Source organism: Cellulomonas sp. P2_B4 (genome assembly GCF_056404795.1).
The window spans coordinates 32,540-54,597 of record NZ_JBFUDI010000012.1 but is presented as its reverse complement, the minus strand read 5'-3'; the positions used below and the strand labels follow the sequence as shown (position 1 = coordinate 54,597).

Annotated in this window: 19 protein-coding genes; 14 read left to right on the top strand and 5 right to left on the bottom strand. The window is 72.8% G+C overall.

All coding sequences use genetic code 11. From position 1 onward, the window contains the following. Window positions 1-10: 10 nt before the first annotated feature. Window positions 11-2,239, bottom strand: a complete 2,229-nt coding sequence (locus AC1DZC_RS17470; RefSeq protein ID WP_477044154.1) for a HelD family protein — start codon at window positions 2,237-2,239, stop codon at window positions 11-13. A gap of 285 nt (window positions 2,240-2,524) precedes the next feature. Here AC1DZC_RS17470 and AC1DZC_RS17465 point away from each other — a divergent pair, with 285 nt between their 5' ends. The 3 genes from AC1DZC_RS17465 to AC1DZC_RS17455 all read left to right on the top strand — a co-directional run bounded on the left by AC1DZC_RS17465 (window position 2,525) and on the right by AC1DZC_RS17455 (window position 4,389). Then, window positions 2,525-2,875: a response regulator gene (locus tag AC1DZC_RS17465; RefSeq protein WP_477044153.1), complete on the top strand. Its 351-nt coding sequence runs from the start codon at window positions 2,525-2,527 to the stop codon at window positions 2,873-2,875. 112 nt (window positions 2,876-2,987) lie between these two features. Continuing rightward, window positions 2,988-3,920 (top strand): PAC2 family protein, encoded by a 933-nt coding sequence (locus AC1DZC_RS17460; RefSeq protein ID WP_477044202.1) that lies wholly within the window; start codon window positions 2,988-2,990, stop codon window positions 3,918-3,920. Window positions 3,921-4,185: 265 nt separating this feature from the next. Then, window positions 4,186-4,389: a cold-shock protein gene (locus AC1DZC_RS17455; protein ID WP_028049841.1), complete on the top strand. Its 204-nt coding sequence runs from the start codon at window positions 4,186-4,188 to the stop codon at window positions 4,387-4,389. Window positions 4,390-4,481: 92 nt separating this feature from the next. Here the strand turns inward: AC1DZC_RS17455 and AC1DZC_RS17450 are convergent, their stop codons facing one another. Then, window positions 4,482-5,273, bottom strand: coding sequence for a spermidine synthase (locus AC1DZC_RS17450; protein WP_477044152.1), 792 nt, complete (start codon window positions 5,271-5,273; stop codon window positions 4,482-4,484). A gap of 188 nt (window positions 5,274-5,461) precedes the next feature. On the opposite strand from AC1DZC_RS17450, the gene AC1DZC_RS17445 reads away from it, so the two are divergent. From AC1DZC_RS17445 to AC1DZC_RS17435, 3 genes are read left to right on the top strand one after another with little or no spacing between them, the layout of a single operon-like run. Then, window positions 5,462-5,941, top strand: coding sequence for an SAV_6107 family HEPN domain-containing protein (locus AC1DZC_RS17445; RefSeq protein ID WP_477044151.1), 480 nt, complete (start codon window positions 5,462-5,464; stop codon window positions 5,939-5,941). Further along, a complete protein-coding gene (dinB, locus tag AC1DZC_RS17440) occupies window positions 5,938-7,212 on the top strand; it encodes a DNA polymerase IV (RefSeq protein WP_477044150.1) in 1,275 nt (424 codons plus the stop codon). The genes AC1DZC_RS17445 and dinB overlap by 4 nt, the downstream gene beginning before the upstream one ends. Before the next feature lie 39 nt (window positions 7,213-7,251). Further along, window positions 7,252-7,653, top strand: a complete 402-nt coding sequence (locus tag AC1DZC_RS17435) for a DUF3040 domain-containing protein (RefSeq protein WP_477040778.1) — start codon at window positions 7,252-7,254, stop codon at window positions 7,651-7,653. Here AC1DZC_RS17435 and AC1DZC_RS17430 read toward each other — a convergent pair. From AC1DZC_RS17430 to AC1DZC_RS17420, 3 genes are read right to left on the bottom strand one after another with little or no spacing between them, the layout of a single operon-like run. Further along, window positions 7,598-9,895 (bottom strand): transglutaminase TgpA family protein, encoded by a 2,298-nt coding sequence (locus AC1DZC_RS17430; protein WP_477044149.1) that lies wholly within the window; start codon window positions 9,893-9,895, stop codon window positions 7,598-7,600. The two genes, AC1DZC_RS17435 and AC1DZC_RS17430, sit on opposite strands and share 56 nt — an antisense overlap. After that, entirely contained in the window at window positions 9,892-11,145 is a 1,254-nt protein-coding gene (locus AC1DZC_RS17425; RefSeq protein WP_477040780.1) for a DUF58 domain-containing protein, read from the bottom strand. Before AC1DZC_RS17425 ends, AC1DZC_RS17430 begins: the two co-directional genes overlap by 4 nt. Then, entirely contained in the window at window positions 11,145-12,146 is a 1,002-nt protein-coding gene (locus AC1DZC_RS17420; RefSeq protein ID WP_477040781.1) for an AAA family ATPase, read from the bottom strand. The genes AC1DZC_RS17425 and AC1DZC_RS17420 overlap by 1 nt, the downstream gene beginning before the upstream one ends. Window positions 12,147-12,512: 366 nt before the next feature. On the opposite strand from AC1DZC_RS17420, the gene mraZ reads away from it, so the two are divergent. The 8 genes from mraZ (at window position 12,513) to murD (ending at window position 22,045) form a co-directional block, all read left to right on the top strand. Beyond that, complete coding sequence (gene mraZ, locus AC1DZC_RS17415) at window positions 12,513-12,989, top strand: division/cell wall cluster transcriptional repressor MraZ (protein WP_477040782.1); 477 nt, start codon at window positions 12,513-12,515, stop codon at window positions 12,987-12,989. Window positions 12,990-13,147: 158 nt separating this feature from the next. After that, entirely contained in the window at window positions 13,148-14,158 is a 1,011-nt protein-coding gene (rsmH, locus tag AC1DZC_RS17410) for a 16S rRNA (cytosine(1402)-N(4))-methyltransferase RsmH (RefSeq protein WP_477044148.1), read from the top strand. Then, window positions 14,155-14,571 carry a cell division protein FtsL gene (ftsL, locus tag AC1DZC_RS17405; protein WP_477044147.1) on the top strand — a complete coding sequence of 139 codons (417 nt, stop codon included), beginning with the start codon at window positions 14,155-14,157 and terminating at the stop codon, window positions 14,569-14,571. Before rsmH ends, ftsL begins: the two co-directional genes overlap by 4 nt. After that, complete coding sequence (locus tag AC1DZC_RS17400) at window positions 14,568-16,472, top strand: peptidoglycan D,D-transpeptidase FtsI family protein (protein WP_477040785.1); 1,905 nt, start codon at window positions 14,568-14,570, stop codon at window positions 16,470-16,472. The genes ftsL and AC1DZC_RS17400 overlap by 4 nt, the downstream gene beginning before the upstream one ends. 61 nt (window positions 16,473-16,533) lie before the next feature. After that, entirely contained in the window at window positions 16,534-18,099 is a 1,566-nt protein-coding gene (locus AC1DZC_RS17395; protein ID WP_477044146.1) for a UDP-N-acetylmuramoyl-L-alanyl-D-glutamate--2,6-diaminopimelate ligase, read from the top strand. Further along, window positions 18,096-19,535, top strand: a complete 1,440-nt coding sequence (locus tag AC1DZC_RS17390) for a UDP-N-acetylmuramoyl-tripeptide--D-alanyl-D-alanine ligase (protein ID WP_477040787.1) — start codon at window positions 18,096-18,098, stop codon at window positions 19,533-19,535. The genes AC1DZC_RS17395 and AC1DZC_RS17390 overlap by 4 nt, the downstream gene beginning before the upstream one ends. Next, window positions 19,532-20,614, top strand: a complete 1,083-nt coding sequence (mraY, locus tag AC1DZC_RS17385; protein ID WP_477040788.1) for a phospho-N-acetylmuramoyl-pentapeptide-transferase — start codon at window positions 19,532-19,534, stop codon at window positions 20,612-20,614. Before AC1DZC_RS17390 ends, mraY begins: the two co-directional genes overlap by 4 nt. After that, window positions 20,615-22,045, top strand: coding sequence for a UDP-N-acetylmuramoyl-L-alanine--D-glutamate ligase (murD, locus tag AC1DZC_RS17380; protein WP_477044145.1), 1,431 nt, complete (start codon window positions 20,615-20,617; stop codon window positions 22,043-22,045). Window positions 22,046-22,058 lie beyond the last annotated feature (13 nt).

Below are 22,058 nucleotides of genomic sequence, written 5' to 3'. Positions count from 1 at the left end.
TGCGGACAGCTCACCAGCCCCGGGGCAGGGCGCGGTCGTGGATCACCTGGAGGGTCCGGGTGGGCCGCGTCATGGCGACGTAGAGGTCGCCTGCGCTCGCGTCGAGGACCTCGGCAGGCTCCACGAGGACGACGACGTCGAACTCCAGCCCCTTGGCCTCGCGCGGCGTGAGCACGACCAGCGGTGCGTCGAGGTCCGCGGCGCTCGCCCCGGTCCCGATCGCGGGGCGCAGACCGGCCCCGACGAGCGCGTCGGCGATCGCGGAGAGCCGGTCGTCGACCGCGATGACGGCCAGGCGACCGGCGCCGGTCTCGTCGGTGATCTCGGCGGTGAGCTTCTCGGCCTGTCGCGCGACCGCCTCGGCGAACCCGTCGGCAGCGACGCGCTCGACGAGCAGGGAGTCCGGTACCTCGCGGGCGGACGTCAGCGGGCTGACCGGCAGGCGGGCGGCGACCGCGACGCGGCGGGCGGTGTCGGCGACCTCGGCGGGCGTCCGGTAGTTCACCGTGAGCTCGTTGAGCCGCCACGACGAGCGCAGCACGGGGTCCAGCTGGCTCGACCAGGACCGCGCACCGGCCGACGCGGTGGTCTGGGCCACGTCGCCGACGATGGTGAGCGACCGGGTCGGGACGCGGCGCAGCAGGCAGCGCCAGGCCATCGCGGAGAGCTCCTGTGCCTCGTCGACCACCACGTGGCCGTAGGTCCAGGAGCGGTCCGCGGCGGCGCGCTCGGCCGTCGTGAGCGTCGGTCCCGTCGTCGCGAAGCGGTCCGCGAGCATCTCGGCCGAGACCATGCCGCTCGCACCGGTCGACTCGAGGACCTGCCGGGCGTAGGCCACCTCCGAGGCGCGCCGGTCCGCGGCGGCCCGGGCCTCAGCACGTGCCGCCTGGTCGTCCTCGCCGAGCAGCTCGGCGGCCTCGTCGAGGAGCGGCACGTCCGCCGGCGTCCAGAGGGCGTCGGCGTCGCGGACCAGCATCGCGCGCTGGTGCGGGGCCATCCCGGGCGCCGCGGACGCCAGGCGGGCCGGCTTGCTGAACAGGTCCGACAGCAGCTTCTGCGGGGTGATCGGCATCCACGCGAGGTTGAGCGCGATGCGCACCTCGCGCGTCGTGCGGATCTCCTCGATGATCTCGCCGCGCTCGTCGGGCGGGACGTCCTGGCCCAACGAGGTCACGTACTGGTCGGCGAGCCGGCTCAGCATGTCGCGCACGAACGCGATGCGTGCCTGGTTGTGCGGCTTGTGGTTGCGCCTGGCCCGGGCGATCGCCGACGCGATGTCGTTGGGCCGGATGACCAGGTCGTGACCCTCGACGCGCACGTGCACGGGCTGCGCCGGGATGCGCTCGCGGTCCCGCACGGCCCGGGCGATGACGTCCGCCCACAGGGCGCGGCCCTTGAGCTCGGCCACCTTCTCGTCCTCGGTCGCGGTGGCGACGATGCCCGGGTACAGCTCGGCGACGGTCGTCGTCACGACGCCCGTCTCGCCGAGGGAGGGGAGCACCTGGTCGATGTACCGCAGGAACGTGCGGCTGGGGCCGACGAGGAGGACACCCGAACGCTCCAGCAGACGCCGGTGCGCGTAGAGCAGGTAGGCGGCCCGGTGCAGGGCCACGGCCGTCTTGCCGGTGCCCGGTCCGCCCTGCACGACGAGCGCGCCGTTCAGCTCGGACCGGATGATCGCGTCCTGCTCGCCCTGGATCGTCGCGACGATGTCGCCCATGCGTCCGGTGCGGCCGGCGGCCAGGCCGGCCAGCAGCGCGCCCTCGCCGGAGAGCCCGGAGAGCCGCGCCTCGGAGTCGCCCAGGCGGTCGAGGTCGAGCACCTCGTCCTCGACGCTCGTCACGGTCCGCCCGCGCGTGACCACGTGCCTGCGCTGCACGACGCCGTCCGGGTTCTTGGCGGTGGCGCGGTAGAACGGCTGTGCGGCGGGTGCGCGCCAGTCGGTGAGCAGCTGCGACTGCTCGGCATCGGTCAGGCCGATGCGACCGATGTAGCGGCGCGTGTCGTCGGCCAGGTCGAGCCGGCCGAACACGAGGCGCTCCTCGACCGCCTCGAGCTGGGCGATCCGGTCCTCGTACAGCGTGGCGAACGCGTCGCGCTCGCTGCGGTTCTGCGGGGAGCCCGACGGTCCCTCCCGACGGACCTCGGCCAGGCGCGCACGCGTCTGCGCCCGCAGGTCGTCGAGACGGCCGTAGAGCTGGTCGACGACCACCTGCTCGCCGGTCAGCTCGTTGTCCATGCCTGCCACGTGGGCGTTCTCCGTTCCGCCGGTTCGACCGGCCGTGCGTCCAGCGCCCGGCGACGCGTCGGGGGACGCGCGGCGCACAGAGCGGCCGTCCATTATCCGCCGATCGCGGCGTGCTCGCACGCACCCGTCCGGGTGGCGGCCGAAGCATCGTCGGCCGTCTCGCTCGGCGTCGCCCTATCCTGAGGTCAACCACCAGGGTGGCCCCGGCATCGGGATCGACGAGCAGTACGCGGAACGGGTCTTCGTGATCCTCCAGCGACTGCACACCCCAAGGACGTGCACGAGGGCACCGGCATCGGTCTGGCCCTCGGCAAGCGGATCGTCGACTTCCTGCGCAAGGTCGGCGAGCACGTCGACGCCCCGACGCCGGACCTGATCCTGCTGGACCTGCACCTGCCGCGCATGGACGGGCGGGAGGTGCTCCAGGAGATCAAGACCGACGAGGTCCTGCGTCAGATCCCCGTGGTGGTGCTGACCACGTCCGAGGTCGAGGAGGACGTCGTGCGCAGCTACTCCCTGCACGCCAACGCCTACGTGACCAAGCCGGTCGACTTCGACCGGTTCATCGAGGTCGTGCGGCAGATCGACGAGTTCTTCGTCGAGGTGGTCCGTCTGCCCAGCCACTGAGCAGCGCTGGAACAAAGTCGCAGCAGCGCGGCGTTGACCCCCGTACCGGCGGTGGCCAGCAGGCTCGGAACGATGAGTCGCGACCTCCGCCCCGGACGGAAGTGAGATGAGCATGCTGAACCCGAGCGACATCTACGAGGTCGACCCCGAGGTCGCCGCGCAGGTCGAGGCACGGACCGCGAACGGTGCGGGCCCGGTCCTCGTGCACGTGGTGCGCGGCTTCGTCGACGCCGGGAACGCCGGCCAGCTCGCGGCCGAGCACCTCACGGACGAGCTCACCACCACGCGCCTGGCGACGTTCGACGTCGACCAGCTGCTCGACTACCGCTCGCGCCGGCCGCTCATGACCTTCGACCAGACGACGTGGGCCTCCTACTCGGAGCCCGAGCTCGTCGTGGACGTCGTCGAGGACACGAACGGCGTGCCCTTCCTGCTGCTGCACGGGGTCGAGCCCGACGTCCAGTGGGAGCGGTACGTGGCCGCGGTCCGGCAGATCGTCGAGCGGTTCGACGTGCCGCTGACTGTGGGGCTGCACGGCATCCCCATGGGCATCCCGCACACGCGCCCGCTGTCGGTGACGGCGCACGCGACGCGTCCTGAGCTCGTCGCCGACCACCCGTCGTGGTTCGGCACGGTGCAGGTGCCGGCCAGCGCGAGCGCGCTGCTCGAGCTCCGCCTCGGCCAGAACGGGCACGACGCCCTCGGCTTCGCCGTCCACGTGCCGCACTACCTGGCGCAGTCCGCGTTCCCGCAGGCCAGCCAGGCGGCGCTGCAGAAGGTCGAGCGTGCGACCGGTCTCGAGCTAAACGTCGAGGCGCTCACGCCCGCGGCGACCGATGCCATGCAGGAGATCGAGCGCCAGGTCACGGCGTCCGAGGACGTCGCCGCGGTCGTGCACGCGCTCGAGGAGCAGTACGACGCCTTCACGCGCAGCATCGGCCGGACGAGCCTGCTCGCGGGCTCCTCGGACATCCCCACGGCCGACGAGCTGGGGGCGGAGTTCGAGCGCTTCCTGGCGCAGCAGTCCGACGGCGGCCCCGCCTGACGCTCGGACCTTTACCCAATCGTTGCCTTCTGCGTGCCTGCCGGACGGGCGAAAACGTGGCGCAGCCCACATCTGCGATGCAAGGATGCACCCGTTGCAGTGACGTACTCGCTTGACCGGCGTCGTGACCTGGGCCTTTGTGCGCAGGGAGCGGTTCCGACCAGTCGTTCTCGGCTGGGTCACCCGGTGCAGGACGTGAGGCATTGCGGCACGGCGCGGACAGCAGGGTCGGCGCCGTCACCGGTGGGAACAGAAGGAAACGAACATGGCACAGGGTGCTGTCAAGTGGTTCAACGCTGAGAAGGGCTACGGGTTCATCGCCCAGGACGGCGGCGGCGCCGACGTCTTCGTCCACTACTCCGCGATCGACTCCTCGGGCTACCGCAGCCTCGACGAGGGCCAGCGCGTCGAGTTCGAGATCACGCAGGGTGCCAAGGGCCCCCAGGCCGAGAGCGTTCGCCCGCTCTGATCTGACCTGATCTCTGCGCACGGACCGCACCCCCGACCGTGGGTGCGGTCCGTTGCCGTCTCGGTGCTGCCCCGGTGCTGTCTCGCTAGCGCTCAGGTCAGGGGTGGACCGTCGCGCAGCTCCTGCGCTCCGGCGACGAAGCCGACGAGCTCCTCGTCGCGCAACAGCCGGGCAGGCGCGGGCAGGCTGCGGATGCCCCGCGCGAGCGCCGCCGACGCGAGGAGGTCGAGGTCGTCGGTCGCGGCGACGACGAGGTTGCCGTAGCCGCGACCGCGCAGCAGCCCCGGCTCGGCGATGACGACGACGTCCGCGAAGGCCCGGTCGATCGTCGCGACCTCGGCGCGCGCCCCGGCCAGGGGCGGGCGGTCGGCCGTGTTGACCAGGTAGACCCCGCCGGGCCGCAGCACCCGCGCCACCTGCGCCACCATCTCGCGCGTGCGGACGTGCCGCGGGGTGGTGTCGCCCGCGAACACGTCCCGGACGACGACGTCCGCGGACGCGTCGGGCAGCTTCTCCAGCTCGGCCCGCGCGTCGCCCGCCCGGATGCGGAGCGCCGGCGAGCGGGGGAGGTCGAACCATCCGCGCACGAGCTCGGGCAGGGCCGTGTCCAGCTCGATCGCCAGCTGCCGCGACCCGGGCCGCTCGGCGTCGATCGCGCGGGCCAGCGCGCAGCCTGCGGCGCCGAGGTGCACCACGTCGAGCGGTCCGCCGGCGGGGCCGACGCGGTCGATCACCTCCGCCATCTGCTGCATGTACTCGAAGACGAGGTGCGAGGGGTCGGCGAGGTCGAGGTAGGAGCTCGGGACGCCGTTGACGAGCACGGTGACGCCGTCGGGGTCGTCCGGGTCGCGCTCGAGCTCCACGGTGCCGGTGGAGATCGGCATCGGGCCGGTCGGCCAGAGCGCCCGCACAGCGGCGCGTGTGGGTGGTCGCTGGGACCCTGTGCTCCGACGGGTGGATCGATCACGGGCGGGCATGGCCACACGGTACGGGTGCCGCCGACGGTTGACAGCATCGAACAAGTGTTCGATGCTTGGTGGGACGGGTTCGGCAGGAGACCAGGGAGGCCGTGATGGCACAGCAGCTCGAGAGCAGGTCCGCTGGGGCGGCCACCGGCCCCCAGTCCACCCGTGCCGCCGAGCTGCTCCGACGCGCCGACGCCGAGCTGGTCGCCGGGCGACTGTCCTCCGAGGCGTGGGAGCTGTTCACGCACGCACACCTGGCCGCGCTGCGGGCGGGGGCGGCGGTCGTGGCCGCGCGCACCGCTGTTCCCGGTCGCCCTGCCCGGCCGGGTCGCAAGGCCCTCCGCACCGTGTGGGAGCTGCTCGACACGGTCGCGCCGGAGCTCGGTGCCTGGTCGGCCTACTTCGCGGACGCCGCGCCGTTGCGGTCGGCGGTCGACGCCGGACGGTTCGAGGAGCTCTCCGCGGGGCGCGCCGAGCAGGCGCTGTTCTGGGCGGAGGACTTCGTCGACGCCGCACGCTCGGCCGTTCACGGCGACGGCACCGGCGAGGACGTCCGCGGAGACGCGCACGCTCTGCGGGCGTCATGAGCCGCGCGCCCCGGTCCGCCGTGGCCCGGCGCGACTGGGGGCGTGAGGAGGACGGCTGCTCGATCCTGCACGTCGACATGGACGCGTTCTTCGCGTCGGTCGAGCTGGCCCGCCGTCCGCAGCTGCGTGGACTGCCGGTCATCGTCGGGGGAGCGACGCGGGGTGTCGTCCTGGCGGCCACCTACGAGGCACGGGCGTTCGGGGTCCACTCGGCGATGCCCATGGCGGTGGCGATGCGCCAGTGCCCGCAGGCCGTCGTCGTCCGGCCCGACCACCACGCCTATCACGAGGTCTCCACGGGGGTCATGCAGCTGCTGGGCGACGTCACGGCACTGGTGGAGCAGGTCAGCGTCGACGAGGCGTTCCTGGACGTCGGCGGCGCCAGGCGCCGGCTCGGTCCGCCGACCGTGATCGCGGCGCTCATCCGGCGTCGGGTGCACGAGCAGTACGGCATCACGTGCTCGGTCGGCATCGGTTCCACCAAGTTCGTCGCCAAGCTCGCCTCCGGCCTCGCCAAGCCGGACGGTGTCCTGCTGATCCCGCGCCGGGCGACCGTCGACTTCCTGCGGTCGCTGCCGGTGGGTGCTCTCTGGGGTGTCGGCGAGCGGACGGAGGCTGCCCTCGCGCGGTGGGGGATCCGCACGGTCGCCGAGCTGGCGGACAGCGACGTCGCCACCGTGCAGCAGGTGGTCGGCAAGGTGGCCGGTGCGCACCTCTTCGACCTGTCGTGGGGTCGTGACCCCCGGCCGGTCCACCCGCACCGCGCGGAGAAGTCGATCAGCGCCGAGGAGACGTTCACCGTGGACGAGGCGGACCTCGGCGTCGTCCAGGAGAAGGCGCGAGACCTCGCCGACCGGTGCGCGACCCGGCTGCGGAGCAAGGGCCTGGTGACGCGGACCGTGAGCGTGAAGGTCCGCACCTCCGACTTCCGCACCCTGACGCGCTCGCGGACGCTTCAGACGCCGACCGACGTGGGCCGCGAGCTCTACCTCGCCGCCCGCGAGCTGATCGCAGGCGTCGACCTCGGAGGGCTGCCCGTTCGGCTGGTCGGGGTACGGGCAGACGGCCTCTCGGCCGTCGCGGACACCGTCCGGCAGCCCACGCTGGACGAGGCAGTGGGTGAACCTGTTCGCGGCCGCCGCGAGGCGGAGCACGCCATGGACCTGGTTCGTGGTCGTTTCGGGGGATCTGCGATACACGCCGGGACTACGCAGGTTGGTGGAGTACCCTCACGCTCGACTACCACCTTCGTTCCCGCGGATCTATCCTGAGGGCAACACAGGTGCTTACAGCTGACAACGGGGGTCAGGATGCCTCTCTCGGAGTACGAGCAGCGCGTGCTCGAGCAGATGGAACGTCAGCTGACATCTGACGACCCTCGGCTCGCCAACACGCTGACCCAGCGCGGGCGACGCCCGTTCGGCCGCTACGTGATCGCGGGAGTCGGTGCGACCGTCGGCCTGTTGCTGCTCGTCCTCGGCGCCGCCAACAGCCAGGCGTGGCTGGGCGTCGTCGGGTTCATCATCATGTTCGCGGCGGTCGCCTTCGCGTTCGCCGACCCGCACCACGGCCGCCGATCCGGCCGCCAGTCCGGCCCGCAGGGCGTGGTCCAGAGCGACGGTGCCGTGCGTCCTGCGAAGAAGCAGCGCGCAGGCTTTATGAGTCGCCTCGAGGAGCGCTGGGAACGGCGTCGCGGCGAGGGCGGTCGCTGAGCAGGTCCTCTGCTCCGGACACCAGGTCGTCCACCCACTTCGAGAGCACCCCGGGGTCAACCTCGGGGTGCTCTCGTGCGTAGCGCTCCGTCTCGATCGTGCGTGCCAGCGCCACCAGCGCCGCGGCCGACTCCCCGGCGAGCTCGGACCCGGTGCGGGTCAGGAGCTGGGCGTTGACCGACGAGATCACGGTGCGGGGCGTGTCCGCGTCCGACCAGACGATCCCTTGCTTGGCCAGCCGGCGGCGCGCGCGCGTCCAGGCACGCTCGGGCGTGAGGTCGGGCAGCAGGCTGGCGCGGCGACGGACGAGGATCAGGCCGAGCGACGCGATCACCAGGACGACCGCGACGGTGATCCCGACCGGCAGCCAGGCGTCGGTCGTCTGCTGAGCGGTAGCACCGGTCTGCGGCTGCGCCGGCGCGGGCGCGGTCGTCGCACCCGGCGACTGGGCCGGCACGTTCTCGTTCTGGTTGATGTCGGGCGAGTTGACCCCGGCGAACGGGTCGCTCCACACAGGCAGCGGTCCGGTCTGGCTCGCGGGCGTCGGCTCGAACCGCACCCAGCCGTAGTCCTGGAAGTACAGCTCGGGCCAGGCGTGGGACTGGCGGCCCGTGATGACGTAGTTCCCGTTGTCGTCGGCCTCGCCGGGCAGGAACCCGACGGCCACGCGGGCCGGGATGCCGAGCGTGCGCGCCATGATCGTCATCGAGGTGGCGAACTGCACGCAGTAGCCGCGCGTCGACTGCAGGAAGTCCCAGACCGCGTCGTCGGAGCGTGAGGGCGCGACGTGGGTGTCGTAGGTGAAGTTCGTCGTCGCGTGGAAGAACGACTGCAGGTCCATGGCCTGCTGGTACGGCGTCTTCGCGTCCTCGGTGAGCTCGCGGGCCCGCTGGGCGATGTCGTCGGTGTGCGAGGTCTCCGGGACCTCCAGGGTCGCCCCGCCGTCGCCGGGGTCGCCGACCTGCGCGTTCGCGAGGTCGTCCTTGGTCAGGTCGGGGATCTCGACCTGCATGTCGTACGTGAGCCCGTTGGAGGTGCTGCGCCGGCCGACGACCTCGTCGCGTGCCGAGTCGTACTGCCACGCGCCGTCGACGACGACCGTGCGCGGGAACGTGGTGATCGGCAGCCGCCGCTCGCGCAGGCCGGCGATGCTGATGGAGACGTCGGCCAGCGTCCCGCGCTCGGCGTCAGGGGTGGTGCCGAGGATGGCCGGGTCGGACGTCAGCAGGGTCGTGGGGTCCCACGCGGAGAGCTCGAGCGCGTCCGTGCGCTGCCAGCTGGTGCCGTCGAAGTCGGCCAGCGTGAAGGCGCGCAGCGGCCCGACCGTGCGAGCCGTGACGGCACCGAGCGGCGCGTCGCTCGAGGCGCTCGGTGAGGGCGTCGGAGCCGCCGGGCCGACGACGGGGGCGACTGCGTCCACCTTGTACCGCATGACCACCTGGCCCGAGCGGCTGCCCAGGCTCTGGCGCAGGTCGAGGTCGTCGCTGAGCTGCAGCGGACCGACGGGTCCGGACCCGAACGACGGCAGGCTCATCGAGGCCCAGCCGGGGAACGAGGCGACGGCCGGCCCGATGACGACGGTCGCGACGATGAGCCCGAGCGACGAGAAGATCGCCACGGATGCACGTCGGCCCTGGTCCGCGTGGGCGGTGGCGGGCGCGGCGCTCAGGGCGAGCAGCAGGAGGTAGAACATCGCGGTCCAGGCGAGGGCCCAGCCGCTCGCGGGGAACCCGAGGACCACGACGGGGATCCACAGCGTCGCGAAGGCCAGTCCGGACAGCGCGGGCGCGCCGAGCCCGATGGCGAGCGCGTCGGCGAGCAGGAACACCGCCAGCGCCCCCGTCACCACGAGGAGCTCGGTGGAGCGGACGCCCTGCATGGGCACCAGGGAGGAGTTGATGACGGCGACGCCCTCGCGTGCCGTGGTCAGGGTGCGTTCGAACGAGCCGCTGTCCGGCAGGACGCGCACGCGTCCCGGGGTCGCGCCGTAGCGGACCAGGATGATCGCGGCCGACACCAGGAGCCCGGCGAGCGACGGGGCCCACCACGAGCGGGTCACGGCGCGTACGCCCATGACGACCGCCGCGACGACGACCACGATGAGCCAGGTCGTCGAGAGCCAGGTGCCCCGGATGATGAGGTTCTGGAGCGCGAGCAGGCTCGAGCACGTCGCGAGGGCCACCAGCGTGGTGCCGATGGCGGAACGCGAACCGCGGGGGATCGGGCGCAGGCGGCCGGTCATGTCGCACTTCCGAGGAGTCGTAGCCAGCAGTCGACGATCGGCTCGTCGGGCGTCACGCGGCAGGCGCGCCAGCCCGCCCGGCGCAGGGCCCGGATGGTCTCGTCGGCCTCGGCGACGTGGGCCGGGGTGTCGGCGCGGACCACGGCCCAGGCCTGTGCGTCGTCGGCGACGTGGGCGAGGGCGGCGCGGGCGGAGCCGCCGAGCGGGCCGAGCACGGCGAGCACGATCTCGCCGGCCGCGTCGGTGGTGTGCAGCAGGTGCGCGGCCGCGACGAGGTCGACCTCGCCCTGGACGTTGGTGCGCGGTGCCTCGAGGTCGATGGTGCGGTCGAGCACCGCGGCGCGTGCACCGGGGCCCGAGCGGCTGTGCACGAAGGCGAGCGGGTACGGACCCGCCTCGGGCTCGGACCGGTTGCCCCCGACGAGCCGGACCGGGTGCCCGCCCTCGAGCATCGCGAGCGCCATGGAGGCGGCGAGCGAGATCGACCACTCGAGCGCGGAGGCGCGGGCGGGCAGGCCGAGCAGGATGGACACGGGACGCATCCCGGCGCGCTCGTCGGACCGCACCATCAGCGCGCCCCTGCGGGCGCTGCTGCTCCAGTGCACGCGGCGCAGGTCGTCTCCCTCGCGGTAGTCGCGCAGCGAGGCGTCGTCGGTCGAGGGGGTGCGGGCGCCGAGCGCGACGCGGTCGGGCTCACCCACCAGGACGTCCCCGGGCGTCGGCAGCGGGACGACGGTGGGCCACACGGAGACCTCGGCCTGCTCGCCGAGGGTGGCCGAGGCGCGGACCACGCCGAACGGGTCGCTGCGGGTCACGACGAGCGGCCCCAGCGGCCAGCGGCCACGGCGCGCTGCCTGCACGGCGTAGCTGACCGTCACGCGACGCGGGGCGCGCGCGACGCGTGCCCGCAGGGGACGGCCGCCCGACAGCTCGGTGGCGGCCTGCTCGGCGAACTTCAGGCCGGCGAGGCGGACGCGGGCCGCGGGGTCGGTCGCGGCGATGACGACCTCGATCTGCGCCTCTGAGCCGGCGTGCACCGGGTTGGGCGTGCTGCTGCGGGTGACACCGAGGCGGTGCCGCCCACGGCCCGGGTCGAACACGAGCACGCCGATCGCCGCCGCCACGACGAGCAGGAGCGCAAGGGTGCCGATCCGGACGAGGTCGACCGAGCCGAGCACCACGCCCAGCTGGAGCGCGGCGATCCCGGCGACCGCGAGGGCCCACCCACGAGCGGTCGGACGCAGGCGCATCAGCCGACGGCGCGACGGGCCCGCCCGGCGGTGGCCGACGCGGGCAGCGGGATGCGGTCGACGATGTCCACCACGATGTCGGACGTCGTGCGACCCGAGAGGCGCGACTCCGTGCTGGGCAGGAGCCGGTGCGCCAGCACGGGGACGGTGAGCTGCTGCACGTCGTCGGGAAGCACGTGGTCCCGGCCGTCCATGGCGGCGAGCGCCTTGGCGGCCCGCAGCAGCTGGATGGCGGCCCGCGGGGAGGCGCCGAGCCGCAGCCCGGTGTCCTCGCGCGTCGCGGTGACGAGGTCGACGATGTACCGCTTGACGGCCGGGGAGGCGTAGAGGCGGCGGGTCGTCTCGATCGCGGCCTTCACCTGCGCGGCGTCCGTGACCGGGGTCAGGCTGTCGAGCGGGTCGGACGTCTCCTGCAGGTCGAGCATGTCGAGCTCGGACTCGATGCTCGGGTAGCCGACGGTCAGGCGAGCCATGAAGCGGTCGCGCTGCGCCTCGGGCAGCGGATAGGTGCCCTCCATCTCGACCGGGTTCTGCGTCGCGACGACGAGGAACGGCCGGGGCAGCGGGTAGGTGCGGCCGTCGACCGTGGCCTGGGCCTCCTGCATGCACTCGAGCAGGGCCGACTGGGTCTTGGGGGAGGCGCGGTTGATCTCGTCGCCGATCACGATGTGCGCGAACACCGGACCCGGGCGGAACTCGAACTCGTGCGTCTGGGACCGGTAGATATTCACGCCGGTGAGGTCCGACGGCAGCAGGTCCGGTGTGAACTGGATCCGGCCGACGGAGCAGTCGATCGACCGGGCGAGCGCCTTCGCGAGGGTGGTCTTCCCGACTCCCGGCACGTCCTCGAGGAGCAGGTGCCCCTCGGCGAGCAGCACGGCGACGGTGACGCGCACGAGCTCGGGTCGTCCGGTGACGACACTCTCGATCGCGCCACGCATCCGGTGCGTGGTGGCGACGACGTCCTCGAGCTCTGTCGACGACGGGGTGGCCTGCAGCATGGCGCCTCCTTTGGCGGAACTGGGACGAGCCTAAAGGCCGTTGCGCCGACATTCATCGCCCACGGGTCCCCACTTCCCTCCACGTGGCCGGTAGCCGACGGGTTCACCCGCTCGCCGAACCCGTCGCCGGTGCACGTTTCGCCCTCAAATGTCCGATCTGGAGCGCGCGAGCGCCACTCGACACGCATCTGCGCGGCGCGCACCTGTGAATCCCCTCCACTTCGCCCCACGCGTGTGACCGGGGAAGACATCCCGTCCATCGGGTGAATCCGGGTGAATGCCGGTCGCTGGTGGAGTGAAGTGGAGTACCGTGGAGGCACGTGGTGAGGCGGGGAGCGTCGTACCGGGGGAGCAGAGGGAGGCGTGGTGACGTATGAGCCGTCCACCGGCACGTTCGGCTCCTTCGCGCCCTTCCTCGGGACGTACACCCCGCGGCTCGACGAGAAGGGCCGGCTCATCCTTCCGGCCAAGTTCCGCGGCCAGCTCGCACCGGGCCTCGTGATGACCCGTGGCCAGGAGCGCTGCCTCTTCCTGCTCCCCATGGCGGAGTTCCAGCGCATGCACGACCAGCTGCGCCAGGCGCCCGTGACCAGCCGCCAGGCGCGCGACTACCTGCGCGTGTTCCTGTCCGGGGCCAGCGACGAGCTGCCCGACAAGCAGGGCCGCATCTCGATCCCGCCGATGCTGCGCAAGTACGCGGGCCTGGACCGGGACGTCGCCGTCATCGGTACCGGCACCCGCGTCGAGATCTGGGACCTAGCGGCCTGGGAGACGTACCTCGCCGAGCAGGAGGCCGGCTACGCCGACACGGCGGAGGAGGTCTTCCCGAACGGTCCCTTCTAGACGCACCACCCCCGGCTCCATGGGCCGCCCGGTGAGACCTCCCCCCGACCTGCTGACGCACTTCCCCGGTGTCAGACGGTCGGAGGGGGATCTGGTCGGACGGCGGAGGGCCGTCCGACCTCACTTCTCAGCACGCGAGACCCGGCAGGAGGCAGACGATGACCACGACCGACGACGCTGCCTCCCGGCACACCCCGGTGCTGCTGCAGCGTTGCCTCGACCTGCTCGCGCCCGCGTTCGCTGACCTCGACTCGGCCGTCATGGTCGACTCGACGCTCGGGATGGGGGGCCACACCGAGGGCGTGCTGCAGGCGTTCCCCAACGTCCGGGTGGTCGGCCTGGACCGTGACACGCAGGCGCTCGAGCTCGCGGGCCGGCGCCTGGCGCCGTTCGGTGACCGGTTCACCGGCGTGCACGCCGTCTACGACGAGATCAACGAGGTCCTCGAGGGCCTCGGCATCGACAAGGTCCAGGGCGTCCTCATGGACCTCGGGGTCTCGTCGCTGCAGCTCGACGAGCGCGAGCGCGGCTTCTCCTACTCGGCGGACGCCCCTCTGGACATGCGGATGGACGCCACCACGGGGCAGACCGCGGCGGACGTGCTCAACACCTACGACGAGCGCGAGCTCGCCCGGATCCTGCGCGAGTACGGCGAGGAGCGGTTCGCGCCGCGCATCGCCCGCGCGATCGTCGCCCAGCGCGCCCGCAAGCCGCTCGAGCGCACGGGGGAGCTGGTCAGCATCGTGCGCGCCAACATCCCCGCGGCGACGCGCAAGACCGGGGGCAACCCCGCCAAGCGCACGTTCCAGGCGCTGCGCATCGAGGTGAACGGCGAGATCGAGACGCTGGAGCAGGCGCTGCCCGAGTCGATCGAGGCGCTCGCGGTCGGCGGGCGGCTGGTCGTCGAGTCGTACCACTCGCTCGAGGACCGGGCCGTGAAGCGGGCCATGGCGGCCGGTGCCACGTCGAGCGCCCCGCCGGACCTGCCCGTCGAGCCCGCGACGCACGCGCCGTACCTGCGCCTCGTCACGCGGGGTGCCGAGGAGGCCGACGAGGCCGAGATCGCCCGCAACCCGCGCTCGCAGTCCGTCCGCCTCCGCGCCGCCGAGCGCACCCGTCCCACCCCTGACCACCTGCGTCACCGACCGACCGGAAGGAGGGCGGCATGAGCGCCCAGTCCGCTGTCCGTGCCCGTACCTCCCCGGCCCGTCCCCGCACCGCGCCGCAGAATCCACCCGCACCTCGTCTGAAGGTCGTCCGCGCGCCGCAGCACGCTCGGACGCGGATGCCGTTCATCCTGCTGTGCATGGCCGTCCTCGCGGGAGCGCTGCTCTCCGCCCTCCTGCTCAACACGTCGATGGCGTCGAGCGCCTACGCCAAGTACGACCTGTCCAACCAGCTCGGTCGGCTGAACCAGGACGCCAAGGACAAGCAGGCGGACCTCGACACCCTCGCGTCGCCCGCGCACCTGGCCGCCGCCGCCTCGGCGCTCGGCATGGTGCCCACGAACGGCACGGGCTGGCTGCGGCTCTCCGACGGCAGCGTGCAGGGTGCTCCCGAGCMCGCCGGGGCCGCCGGATGACCACGCCGGTCACCGGTCGCCCGCGGACCGGAGCGCGCCCGCCGGGCACCCAGCGGCCCGCGAGCACCGGCACCGTCCCGCGTCCTCGCCCGGGCCAGACCGCACCCGGCCGCGGCGGACCACCGCGCACGGTCGAGGTGCCGACGCGGCCCACCGCCCGTCCGCCGCTGCCCGGCTCGCGCGGCCGGATGATCTTCCTCACCATCGCGATCGTCCTGACGCTCGTCGTCTTCGGCGGGCGTCTCGTCTACGTCCAGGGTCTGCGCGGGCCGAGCATCGCGGAGCAGGCGCGCGACAAGAGGCTCATCTCCGTCGCGACGCTGGGCGGACGCGGGGAGATCACCGACGCCGACGGCGTCGCGCTCGCGGCGTCGGTCGAGCGGTACGACATCTCCGTCAACCAGAAGACGGTCCCCGAGTTCCGGGCGACCGGCGCCGTGGAGGTGCCCGACGGTGCCGCCGGAGTGGCCGCGCGTCTCGCCCCGCTGCTCGACATGAACGTCGCCGAGCTCGGCGGCAAGCTCGTCGGCGACCGGCAGTTCGTCTACATCAAGAAGGGCGTGCTGCCCGAGGTCGCCCGCGAGGTTCGCAAGCTCGGCCTGCCCGGGGTCAACGTGGACCGGGTCGCCGAGCGCGTCTACCCGAACGGCAACCTCGCGGGGAACGTCCTCGGGTTCGTGAACTCGAACGGCGTCGGGCTGGAGGGGCTCGAGCTCTCGCTCGACAAGCGCCTGACGGGCACCGCAGGCACCGAGACCTACGAGAGCGGCCGCAAGGGGCAGGCGATCCCGGGCGGCTACTCCAAGGACACGCCTGCCAAGCAGGGCGACTCGGTCATGCTCACGCTGCGGTCCGACGTGCAGTACCGCGCGCAGGCGGCCCTCGACGCGCAGGTGGCAGCCACCGGGTCGGACTCCGGCTCGGTGGTCGTGATGGACGTCAAGACCGGGGAGATCTACGCGCTGGCCGACTCCGGCAGCGTCGACCCCAACCACCCGGGCGACTGGAAGGGCGGCTCGCTGTCCTCCGCGATCTCGGACGTGTTCGAGCCGGGGTCGACCGGCAAGGTCATCACGATGTCGGCCATCCTGGACAACCACGTCGCGACGCCGACGTCGCAGTTCCAGGTGCCGTACTCGTACTCCCCGGACGGCAAGGAGACGTTCCACGACTCGCACGAGCACGCGGTGCAGAACCTGACGCTCGCCGGCATCCTCGCGGAGTCCTCCAACACCGGCACGGTCATGGTCGGCCAGAACCTCCCGGTCCAGACGCGCTACGACTACCTCGCCAAGTTCGGCTTCGGGGCCAAGACGGGCATCGAGATGCCGGGGGAGTCGGTCGGCATCCTGCACCCCGTGGACACCTGGCAGCGTCGCGACAAGTTCGCGGTGCTCTTCGGCCAGTCGCTGTCGGTCACGTCGCTCCAGGCGACTCAGGTGTTCGCGACGATCGCCAACGGCGGCGTGCGCGTCACGCCGCACATCATCAAGGGCTGGACCTCCCCGGACGGCACCTTCACGCCGGCCGCCCCCCCGACGACGACGCAGGTGGTCTCGCCCGAGACCGCCCAGACCGTGCTCACCATGATGGAGAGCGTCGTCGACGACGGGACCGGCTCCAGCGCGGCGATCCCCGGCTATCGGGTGGCCGGCAAGACGGGTACCGCGCAGGCGTGGCTCGCCAACGGGGCACAGGGGATCACGGCGTCGTTCATCGGCGTCGCCCCGGCCGACGACCCGCGCATCGCGGTCGCGGTGATCCTGCACAACCCGCGGACCTCGGTCTACGGCGGTGTGGTCGCGGCACCCGTGTTCAGCGACGTCGCCGGGTACACGCTCGGCGAGCTCGGCGTGGCGCCGTCGGGTACCACGGGGACCCTGTTCCCGACGACGTGGTGACGGTGTCCCGCCCAGACGCCGCGCGACGATCGGGCGTGCCCGCCCGGGGTAGATTCTCCCCATGACGTCCCCGGCTCGGATGCGCCCGATGCATCCCGCGGTCCACCGGGTCGCCGACCTCGTCGGGACGTTCGACCTGGTCGCTGCGGGTCTGCCGGTCGCGCCGGACGCCCGACTGACCGGGGTGAGCCTCGCCAGCGGTGACGTGGTCGAGGGCGACGTCTTCGTGGCGGTCCCGGGCCTCAAGGTCCACGGCGCGACGTACGCCGCACAGGCGGTCGACGCAGGCGCTGCGGCGATCCTCACGGACCGGGCCGGGCTCGACCTGCTCGGTGAGCTCGCGGACCGCGTGCCGGTCCTGCTCAGCGACGACCCGCGGTCGCTCGCGGGTCCGGTGGCTGCCTGGGCGCACGACGAGCCCGGCGAGCGGCTCGTCTCGATCGGCGTGACCGGGACCAACGGCAAGACCACCACGACCTACTTCATCGACGCCGCTCTGCGTGCCGTGCACCCCCTCACCGCCCTGCTCGGCACGGTGGAGCTGCGGATCGGTGAGGAGGCCGTCGAGAGCCCGCGGACCACGGTCGAGGCGCCCGCCCTGCAGGCGCTGCTCGCCGCGGCCCTCGAGCGGGACGCCACCGCGGTCGCCATGGAGGTCAGCTCGCACGCCCTGGCCCTCGGCCGGGTCAACGGGCTCGTGTTCGACGTGGTCGGGTTCACCAACCTGCAGCGCGACCACCTCGACTTCCACGGCGACATGGAGGGCTACTTCCGCGACAAGGCGCGCCTGTTCGCGCCCGGACAGGCCCGCCGCGGCGTCGTGGTCGTCGACGACGAGTGGGGCCGGCGGCTCGTCGCGGAGGCGCAGATCCCCGTGGAGTCGGTCGCGACGAGGGCGGGTTCCGGGGTCGACGCGGACTGGACGGTCACGGCCGCGGACATCGGGCTCGACGGCGTGGGCTCGACGTTCACGCTCCGCGGGCCGGACGGCACCGAGCACGAGGCCGCGAGCCCGCTGCCGGGCCTGGTCAACGTGTCCAACGCGGCGCTCGCCATCGTGCTCGCGCGCGCCGCGGGCGTGCCGATGGACGTCGCGATCGAGGCGGTCGGCCACGCGCACGAGATCCCGGGCCGCATGGAGCGCGTGATCGAGCGCGGTGACGGCTTCCCGCTCTCACTCGTCGACTACGCGCACACCCCGGACGCGCTGGTCCTCGCGCTGCAGGCCGTCCGACCCATCACGCCCGGCCGCCTGATCCTCGTGTTCGGCTCCGACGGCGACAGGGACCAGGGCAAGCGCCCGATCATGGGCGAGATCGCCGCCGAGCTGGCCGACGTGATCGTCGTCACCGACGAGAACCCGCGTTCCGAGGAGCCGGCGGCCATCCGATCCGCCATCCTCGACGGAGTGCGGGCGAAGCGCCCGGACCTGGTCGACGTGCACGAGGCGACGAGCCGCGCGCAGGCCATCCGCGACGCCCTCGTCCTCGCCGATGAGCAGGACACCGTGATCATCACGGGCAAGGGGCACGAGCCCACCCAGGAGATCGCCGGAGTGTTCCACCGGTACAACGACCGGTTCGTGCTGCTCGCAGCGCGCGAGAACCGTCAGGAGCAGCACGCGTGATCGCCCTGACGGCGGCCGAGATCGCGGCCGCGACCGGCGGCGTGCTGCGCGGCGACGTCGACCCCTCCCTGCTGGTCGGCGGGTCCGTCGTGGTCGACTCCCGCGAGGAGGTCCTCGGCGGCCTGTTCGTCGCGCTGCCGGGCGAGCACGTCGACGGTCACGAGTACGCGGCGGTCGCGGTGAAGGCCGGCGCCGCCCTCGTGCTCGCCGCCCGCGACGTGGTCGGCGAGGGCGGTGGCATCGTGCCGAGCGTCGTCGTCCCGGACGTCGAGAAGGCGCTCGGCGACCTGGCCCGCGTGGTGCTCGAGCGTCTGCGCGAGGCGTCCTGGGAGCCGGGCGGCAGCGGGCTGAAGGTCGTCGGCATCACCGGCTCGGTCGGCAAGACCACCACCAAGGACCTGCTCGCCCAGCTGTGCGGGAGCGTCGGCCCGACCGTCGCGCCCGTGCGCTCGTTCAACAACGAGATCGGCCTGCCGCTGACGGTCCTGCGTGCCGACGAGAACACCCGCTTCCTCGTGCTCGAGATGGGCGCGAGCGGTCCCGGTCACCTGGACTACCTCACGCAGATCGCCCCGCCGGACGTCGCCGTGGTCCTCGTCGTGGGACAGGCCCACCTGGGCGGGTTCGGCGGGATCGAGGCCGTCGCCCGCGCCAAGGCCGAGATCGTGCAGGGCCTGGTGTCCGACGGCGTCGCCGTGCTCAACGCCGACGACCAGCGCGTCTCGGCGATGGCGGCGCTCGCGCCCGGGGACGTCGTGACGTTCGGTGCTGCCCCGGAGGCGTCGGTCGGGGCGCGGGACGTGGTCCTGGACCGCGCCGGCCGCGCACGGTTCACGCTGGTGTCCCGCCTCGGGGACGAGGAGCGGACCGCCGAGGTCGAGCTCCGTCTCGTCGGCGAGCACCACGTGCACAACGCGCTCGGCGCGGCCGCGGCGGCACTGGCCCTCGGGCTCGACGTCGACGAGGTCGCGGCCGGCCTGACGGTCGCGGACGCGCTCAGCCCGCACCGGATGCACGTGGTCGACCGGCCCGACGGCGTGACCGTCGTCGACGACTCCTACAACGCCAACCCCGACTCGATGCGCGCGGCGCTCAAGGCGCTGGCCGTGCTCGCCGGACGGGACCGTCGCTCGATCGCGGTCCTCGGCGAGATGCTCGAGCTCGGCCCCGAGTCCCGCACCGCGCACGACGCGATCGGGCGCCTCTGCGTCCGGCTGAACATCGGCCTGACGATCGTCGTCGGCGAGGGCGCCCGCGCCATCCGCGACGGCGCGAACCACGAGGGCTCGTGGGGCGACGAGGTGGTGCTCGCCGACGACCTCGACGTCGCCACCCGGTTCCTCGAGTCCGAGCTGCGTCCCGGCGACGTGGTCCTGGTGAAGTCGTCGTACGGCGCCGGGCTCTGGCGGCTGGGAGATCGGCTGGTGGCCTCGTGAGAGCGCTCATGATCTCCGGCGGGCTCTCGATGATCATCGCCCTGCTGGGCACGCCGCTGTTCATCCGGTTCCTGGTGCGCAAGCAGTACGGCCAGTTCATCCGGCAGGACGGCCCGACCGCGCACTTCACCAAGCGCGGGACGCCGACCATGGGCGGCGTCGTGATCATCGCCGCCACGCTGCTGGGCTGGATCGGCGGCCTGATCGCCACCGGCACGATGCCCAGCGCGTCGGCGGTCCTGGTCCTGTTCCTGATGACCGGCCTCGGCCTGGTCGGGTTCCTCGACGACTTCATCAAGATCTCCCGGCAGCGCAGCCTCGGCCTGAGCGCCCGCTGGAAGATCGTCGGACAGGGCCTCGTGGGCATCACGTTCGCCGTGGCCGCCCTGCAGTTCCCCAACGAGAAGTTCCGGACGCCGGCGTCGACGAACATCTCGTTCATCCGGGACACCAATCTCGACCTGGCGTTCTGGGGCGTGACCGCCGGCATCCTGCTGTTCGTCGTCTGGGCGAACTTCCTCATCACCGCGTGGTCGAACGCCGTGAACCTCACCGACGGGCTCGACGGGCTCGCCACGGGCGTCTCGCTCATCGTGTTCGGCGCGTACGTCATCGTCGGCGTCTGGCAGTTCAACCAGAGCTGCCAGTTCCTGGCGACCGCCGGACCCAGCTGCTACGAGACGCGCGACCCGCTCGATCTCGCCGTGGTCGCCGCGGCGATCGTCGGCGCGTGCTTCGGCTTCCTGTGGTGGAACGCCAGCCCGGCCAAGATCTTCATGGGGGACACGGGCTCGCTGGCCCTCGGCGGCGCGCTCGCCGGGCTCTCGATCCTCACGCGGACCGAGATCCTCGCCGCGATCATCGGTGGCCTGTTCGTCCTCGAGGTGATGTCCGACGTCATCCAGATCGGCTTCTTCAAGATGACCGGGAGACGGGTCTTCAAGATGGCGCCGCTGCACCACCACTTCGAGCTCTCGGGCTGGGGCGAGGTCACGATCGTCATCCGGTTCTGGATCATCGCCGGGCTCTTCGTCGCGCTCGGCGTGGGGATCTTCTACGCCGAGTGGGTGGCCGGGTAGGTGTCGGACGTCGAGCTCGACGACGCTCTCGTCGTCGTCGCCGGCCTCGGGGTCTCGGGCCGTGCCGCCGCCGAGGTGCTCGCCTCCCGCGGCGCCCGCGTCGTCCCGGTCGACGACCACGCCGACGACGTGATCGGCACGGACGAGCTGCTGGCCGGCACCGCGCTGGACCGTGCGTCGCTCGTCGTCGCGTCGCCGGGCCTCGCGCCCCACCACCCGTTGCTCGCCGCCGCGCTCGACCGCGGCATCCCGGTCTGGAGCGAGGTCGAGCTGGCGTGGCGGCTGCGCGTCGACCGGGCGTCCGGCGACGGCCCGGCGCCGTGGCTCGCGGTSACGGGCACCAACGGCAAGACCACCACCGTCGGGATGCTGGAGTCGATCCTGCGCGCGGCCGGGGAGAGCGTCGCCGCGGTCGGCAACGTCGGGACGCCCGTCGTGCTCGCCGCCACGGACCCGTCGCTCGACGTCCTCGTCGTCGAGCTGTCGAGCTTCCAGCTGCACTTCACGCACTCCATGTCCGCGCAGGCCGCCGCCGTGCTCAACATCGCCGCGGACCACCTCGACTGGCACGGGTCGCTCGAGGCGTACGCGGCGGACAAGGGCCGGATCTTCGAGCGGGCCCAGGTCGCGTGCGTCTACAACCTCGCCGACAGCCGCACCGAGGACCTCGTGCGCGAGGCGGACGTGGTGGACGGCGCCGTGGCGGTCGGCTTCACGCTCGGCACGCCCCTGGTCGGTCAGGTCGGCCTGGTCGAGGACGTCCTGGTGGACCGCGGCTTCTCCCGGCTGCGACACACGCACGCCGCCGAGCTGGGCACGCTCGGCGACCTCGCGCAGCTGGCCGGGCCGGACGGGACGGTCCCGCCGCACGTCGTCGCCAACGCTCTGGCCGCCGGTGCGCTCGCCCTCGCGCACGGCGTCGAGCCGGCGGCGGTCCGCGCCGGTCTGCGCGCGTACTCCGCCGGCGCGCACCGGCTGGAGACCGTCGCGACGATCGACGGGATCGCCTACGTCGACGACTCGAAGGCCACCAACGCGCACGCCGCCGCCGCGGCCCTCGGGGCGTTCGCGCCCGACTCCGTCGTGTGGGTCGCGGGCGGGCTCGCCAAGGGCGCGCGGTTCGACGAGCTCGTCGAGGCGCGCAAGGACCGGCTCGCCGCCGTCGTGCTGATCGGGGTCGATCGCGAACCGTTGCGCGAGGCACTCGCCCGACACGCACCCGAGGTCCCCGTGGTCGAGGTGGACGCCGGTGAGACTGAGCGCGTGATGACTCGCGCCGTGCAGGAGGCCCGACGGCTCGCCGTCGCCTCGGCCCGGCCCGTCACCGTGCTGCTCGCCCCCGCGTGCGCGTCGATGGACCAGTTCACGTCGTACGCCGCCCGAGGTGAGGAGTTCGCCGCCGCCGTGCGTGCGCTCGGCGAGGACGTGTGAGGACGCAGAAGGG

Bases quoted from the DNA above. Each gene is read 5' to 3' on its own strand.
- AC1DZC_RS17470 (WP_477044154.1), bottom strand. From the start codon at position 2,239: ATGGACAACGAGCTGACCGGCGAGCAGGTGGTCGTCGACCAGCTCTAC.
- AC1DZC_RS17460 (WP_477044202.1), top strand. From the start codon at position 2,988: ATGCTGAACCCGAGCGACATCTACGAGGTCGACCCCGAGGTCGCCGCG.
- AC1DZC_RS17455 (WP_028049841.1), top strand. From the start codon at position 4,186: ATGGCACAGGGTGCTGTCAAGTGGTTCAACGCTGAGAAGGGCTACGGG.
- AC1DZC_RS17450 (WP_477044152.1), bottom strand. From the start codon at position 5,273: ATGCCGATCTCCACCGGCACCGTGGAGCTCGAGCGCGACCCGGACGAC.
- AC1DZC_RS17445 (WP_477044151.1), top strand. From the start codon at position 5,462: ATGGCACAGCAGCTCGAGAGCAGGTCCGCTGGGGCGGCCACCGGCCCC.
- dinB (WP_477044150.1), top strand. From the start codon at position 5,938: ATGAGCCGCGCGCCCCGGTCCGCCGTGGCCCGGCGCGACTGGGGGCGT.
- AC1DZC_RS17435 (WP_477040778.1), top strand. From the start codon at position 7,252: ATGCCTCTCTCGGAGTACGAGCAGCGCGTGCTCGAGCAGATGGAACGT.
- AC1DZC_RS17430 (WP_477044149.1), bottom strand. From the start codon at position 9,895: ATGACCGGCCGCCTGCGCCCGATCCCCCGCGGTTCGCGTTCCGCCATC.
- AC1DZC_RS17425 (WP_477040780.1), bottom strand. From the start codon at position 11,145: ATGCGCCTGCGTCCGACCGCTCGTGGGTGGGCCCTCGCGGTCGCCGGG.
- AC1DZC_RS17420 (WP_477040781.1), bottom strand. From the start codon at position 12,146: ATGCTGCAGGCCACCCCGTCGTCGACAGAGCTCGAGGACGTCGTCGCC.
- rsmH (WP_477044148.1), top strand. From the start codon at position 13,148: ATGACCACGACCGACGACGCTGCCTCCCGGCACACCCCGGTGCTGCTG.
- AC1DZC_RS17400 (WP_477040785.1), top strand. From the start codon at position 14,568: ATGACCACGCCGGTCACCGGTCGCCCGCGGACCGGAGCGCGCCCGCCG.
- AC1DZC_RS17395 (WP_477044146.1), top strand. From the start codon at position 16,534: ATGACGTCCCCGGCTCGGATGCGCCCGATGCATCCCGCGGTCCACCGG.